Origin of the sequence: Mucilaginibacter sp. (genome assembly GCF_036383575.1) — a bacterium.
Taxonomy (GTDB): Bacteria; Bacteroidota; Bacteroidia; order Sphingobacteriales; family Sphingobacteriaceae; genus Mucilaginibacter.
The window spans coordinates 1-4,746 of sequence record NZ_DASVOB010000042.1 but is presented as its reverse complement, the minus strand read 5'-3'; the positions used below and the strand labels follow the sequence as shown (position 1 = coordinate 4,746).

Below are 4,746 nucleotides of genomic sequence, written 5' to 3'. Positions count from 1 at the left end.
AAGATAGTTAATGAAATTTACAACTTGCTGTTTGCCACCGTTGTCATCAACAACTTCCTCACTGATTGTTCACAAAGCGATAGTGCATGGCGTTGAGTTGTTGGTGACAACACCAACAACGGCGGGGAGATTTGAATGGGGGATTGAGAGGAAGCTTTTAAAAAAATCATGTCATTGCGAGGTACGAAGCAATCGCACGGAGGTATGGCCGCTCTGTATAGCATGCGATTGCTTCGTACCTCGCAATGACATATTGTATTTCTAAATCCCTACTTCCCTAAAAAATGATCAGCGTAAACCTTTTCATCAAAGCCGAAGAAAAGGAAACCATTATCCTCAATAACCGGTCGTTTGATCATACTGGTTTTTTGCTGTAACAATTGCAGCGCATCGGTATTGGTTTTGATGCTTTCTTTAACTGCAGGATCAAGCTGCTTCCAGGTAAGGCCTTGTTTGTTCATGAATTTTTCGTAGCCTGCTTTGGTATCCCATTCCTGTAGCTTTTCGGTGCTTACACCCAGCTTTTTAAAATCCTGGAAATCGTAATCCACTTTATTTTCTTTAAGCCAGTCGAGGGCTTTTTTTACTGTATTGCAATTGGTTATTCCGTAAACTTTCATGTGGTAAATTTACTGATTAAACCAATATGCCTGTAGTTGCAAACTACAGGCATAGGCATCCAAAGTCAGAAGACTTCGGATAACATATCGAAAAAAATATCATTTAACAATTAACCATTGCCTCCGCCATTACTTTTGCCGCCCCCTTTGGTATCATCGTTATTAATACCGCGCTGGTTCTTTTTGATATCGCCATTCAGTTTGCCAAACTTATAGTTTAGCCTGATGGCGAAATGCCTGTAGCGGTTATGGTATAACGACTCCTGATCAAAGTCAACTGTATGTGTTGTCGACCGGAAAGTGCGGTACTTGCTGTACGGGTTATTAGCTACTAACGATATGGTCATCTTTTTATTCAACAACTCTTTTGAAACCACATAGGAGTTATAAATAAAATTGCTTGATTTACCCTGCAAGGTAACATCGCCGCTAAAGAAACCGGCATCCAGGCCAACACGATAGCCACCATCAAACTTATAACCGATATTGGCGAAAGCATTGCCGGTATAACCATCGTTTTTATAAAACTGACCGTTATAAGTCCCTTTTAGCCATATATGCGAAATTTGGCCATTGAGGTTAACCGTAAATTTTTTAGTGATTGAATAATTAGTATTAATGTTTAATCCCAGCGAACGGTTGCTGCCCAAATTTTGATAAGTGGTAAAAGTAACCGTATCAATATGATCGCCCATATTGTTTTGAATTAAACTGGTTACGTTTTGAATAGCATTGTTGGAGAATGCATAGCTCAACCCCACGTTGATCGATCCTTTTGAAAAGTTGCTATAGTTCAATTCAAAAGTGTTGTTCAATTCAGGTTTCAGATCGGGGTTACCTGTGTTAATGAATTTAGGGTTCGATTTATCAATAAAAGGGTTTAACTGGTAAATGCCCGGCCTTTGAATGCGCTGGGTAAAGCCCAGGCTAATGCTGCTGCTTTTCATCGACCGCTGGATAGATACCGACGGGATAAAATTATTATAGTTTTTATCAAGCGGCACACCCGTAAATTCGGCATTAACCTGGGTATGCTCTAAACGCAAACCTGCTTTGCCCGTCCATTTTTCAAACTTTAACTGGTACGAGTTATAGGCACTGTACACATCCTGGTGATAATCAAATTCGCCGGTTTGACCTGCATTTACATTATATACCGAACTGGTTGAATCTTTGTCCTCGCGCCTGTAATCGCTAAAATTGTTACGGAGGATCACTTTACCACCAGCCTCAATACTGATCTTTTTTAATGGATAAGCATAGTCTAACTGAAAAGTATGCTCACGGTTACCGGCGTTATTATACTGCCTGAAATCGGGCTGAATGGCGTTGTAATAATTAACCCTATCCGAAAACTGGTTGTCAGTAAAATTCTTGCTCGGCCCGTAGCTGTATTTGTACGATAAAGTAAGCAATTCATCCTTATGCCCCTTAAAACCTAACTGATAATTGATAGATGCATCAAGTCCCTGGTCATGATTATAGCCATTACTTTGCAGATTATAACCCTGGGTAAGGTCACCAGCGGCGTTTGTCTGGGCTGATCGTTGTGAACCGTCCTGGTCAAATTCGCCATGGAAAAACTCGAATGAACCAGTAAGCAGGTTCAGGGTATCTATCTCATAGCTCATTTCCGCGTTAGCATAACGGTATTTACCACCAAAAGTATTGGTACCATCCTGTAATATGGTCGACCGTACCGTTCTGGTACCCGGCTCAAACTGGGTTTGTGTAGTTGTGAAAGTATTGGTATTATGTCTCTGGTTACCAAAACCCGCATAGCCCGAGATACCAAACTTTCCTTGCTTGGCTGTGGCGTTAATATTATAACCGGGCCCCCAAACGCTGTTATAGCGTAAATTGACGCTGCCATTATAACCCTGGTCGGCATTTTTCTTGGTGATGATGTTGATGATACCGGCCAAACCCTCCGCATCATATTTTGCAGGCGGCGTGGTGATCACTTCAATCTTTTCGATGTTAGTAGCAGGCATAGCTTTCAATACATCTGATGGGTTTTTAGCCATCAGCGCCGATTCTTTACCATTAACAAGGATCTTATATTTGCCACTGCCTTTCAGCTTAATATTGTCATCACCATCTACAGCTAAAAGCGGCACTTTACGCATCATATCCAATGCAGAAATGGCCTTACTTTCAGGATCGGCAGTAACATCGTAGCTGAGGCGGTCAACCTCCTGTTTCATTACCGGTTTTACAGCCGTAATGGTTACTTCGTTCAATTGATTGTTTGATGCTGCCACCAGGATGCGCCCGGCATCAAACGTTTTACCAGTCATTTTTACAGGGAGTACTTTGGTTGCATACCCGACAGAAGCTACCACCAATTGATAAGTTTTACCTTCGGGAGCTTTCAGCTCAAAGCTGCCATCGTCTTTGGCGAGGGTGCTTTTTACAGGAGTTTTAGTAGCCGCATCCTGCAATGCAACAGTACCATACCCCAATGGTTTGTTGGTTGCAGAATCGATCACGGTGCCCTTAACAGTTATATTTTGCACAGGAACCGGTGCTGCAGCCTGGGCCATAGCCATACCCGTGACAAAACAGCAGATCACTGTTAGTAAAAATTGTTTCATAATTGCGATTTTGATCATAAGACGTTTAAGATACCCGGGTGTGACAGCAAAGAGTATGCGTTTAACACTTTTTAACGTTTGCCAGCACCGGGTAACGGATTAGTTACTCAGGTTATTAATTGCGGCTTCCGCTGCTGGTATCATCATTATTAATGCCACGTTGATTTTTCTTTATGCTACTGTTAAGCCTGCCAAATTTGTAGCTCAGGCTCACGTTAATGGTGCGATAAAAGTTGTTATTGGCGGTGTAAGTTTCAAAGCCATCGCCTTTGGTATAAAAATCGAGCTTGTTGAATTTTTTGAACGGATTGTTAACGTTTAGGGATAGGCTCAATTTTTCTTTAAACATGGTTTTGCTGCCGCTGATAGAGCTAAAGAAGAAATAATTATCCTTTCCCTGCAGCAATACATAACGGCTGTCATAACCAATGTTTAAGCCAGCACGATAGCCCCCGTTAAACTTGTACGTGGTGAATGTAAAAATGTGTCCCTGGTTACCACTGTTACTAAAAAGCGACCCATTATAATAACCTTTCAACCAAACAAATAGCAACTCGGCATTTATATTTACATTCAGCTTGGATGTGATAGGATAATTCACATTCAAATCAAAGCCCCAGTTTTTGTTCGAACCCACGTTGGCATAGGTTGTTGTAGTAACACCCGAATCAACACTGGCCAGGTTTTGTACCGTATTATTAGCAAATGAGTAATTGGTGCTCAGGTTGATAGAGCCTTTGGCAAAATTGCTGTATCCCAGCTCAAAGTTATTGGTAACAGCCGCTTTCAGGTTAGGGTTACCTACATTACGGTATTGAGGGTTGGAATTATCGGTATAAGGGTTAAGCTGATAAATACCCGGACGCTGGATACGTTGGGTAAAGCCAAGCGTAAGGCTGCTACTTTTCAGGCTCCGTTGTACCGATACCGAGGGCACAAAATTATCATAGTCCTGGTTAACAACCGGTTTCCCTATGGCAAAGTTGGCATCAACAGTAGTATGTTCCAGGCGCATACCACCTTTAAAAGCCCATTTGGTTAGCTTAACCGAGTAGGAATTGTACACGCCATAAATGTTTTGCTTGTAAGTAAAATTGTTCACCTGTGCAGTATCGGCATGGTATTCGTTATCCACATCGCTCTTTACATCGGTATTAAACTGGCTGTAATTATTACGCAGGGTTACTTTACCACCGGCTTCAACTGTCAGGATTTTGGACGGCTGGATATAATCTAACTGAAAAGCATGCTGCTTTGAACCCGAGTTATTGTATTGCCTGTAATCTTTAGGGACGCCTTCGCCGCTAAAGTCATTGCCTTTCGTGGCTTCGCTGGTTTGAAGGTTGTTATTATAATTGTATTTATAGGATACAGTACGCAACTGCTCCTTGTTTTTTTTAAAACCTAACTGGTAATTCAGCCCCACATCCGATCCTTTAAATTCACCTACGCCGTTGTTAAATAGCCTATAAAATTGTGTAACAGCGTCGGCACTATCACGTTGGGTGGTAACCTGGTAATTTTGCGAA

At 41.7% G+C, this 4,746-nt stretch carries 3 protein-coding genes; all 3 read right to left on the bottom strand.

Annotated elements, in window-relative coordinates; all coding sequences use genetic code 11:
• Positions 1-269 precede the first annotated feature (269 nt).
• Complete coding sequence (locus tag VF500_RS01340; RefSeq protein WP_330857945.1) at positions 270-620, bottom strand: Spx/MgsR family RNA polymerase-binding regulatory protein; 351 nt, start codon at positions 618-620, stop codon at positions 270-272.
• Between the two features lie 110 nt (positions 621-730).
• Positions 731-3,217 carry a TonB-dependent receptor domain-containing protein gene (locus VF500_RS01335; protein ID WP_330857944.1) on the bottom strand — a complete coding sequence of 829 codons (2,487 nt, stop codon included), beginning with the start codon at positions 3,215-3,217 and terminating at the stop codon, positions 731-733.
• Positions 3,218-3,332: 115 nt separating this feature from the next.
• Positions 3,333-4,746, bottom strand: a 1,414-nt coding sequence (locus tag VF500_RS01330; RefSeq protein ID WP_330857943.1) for an outer membrane beta-barrel family protein, incomplete at its 5' end; no start/stop codon positions are given.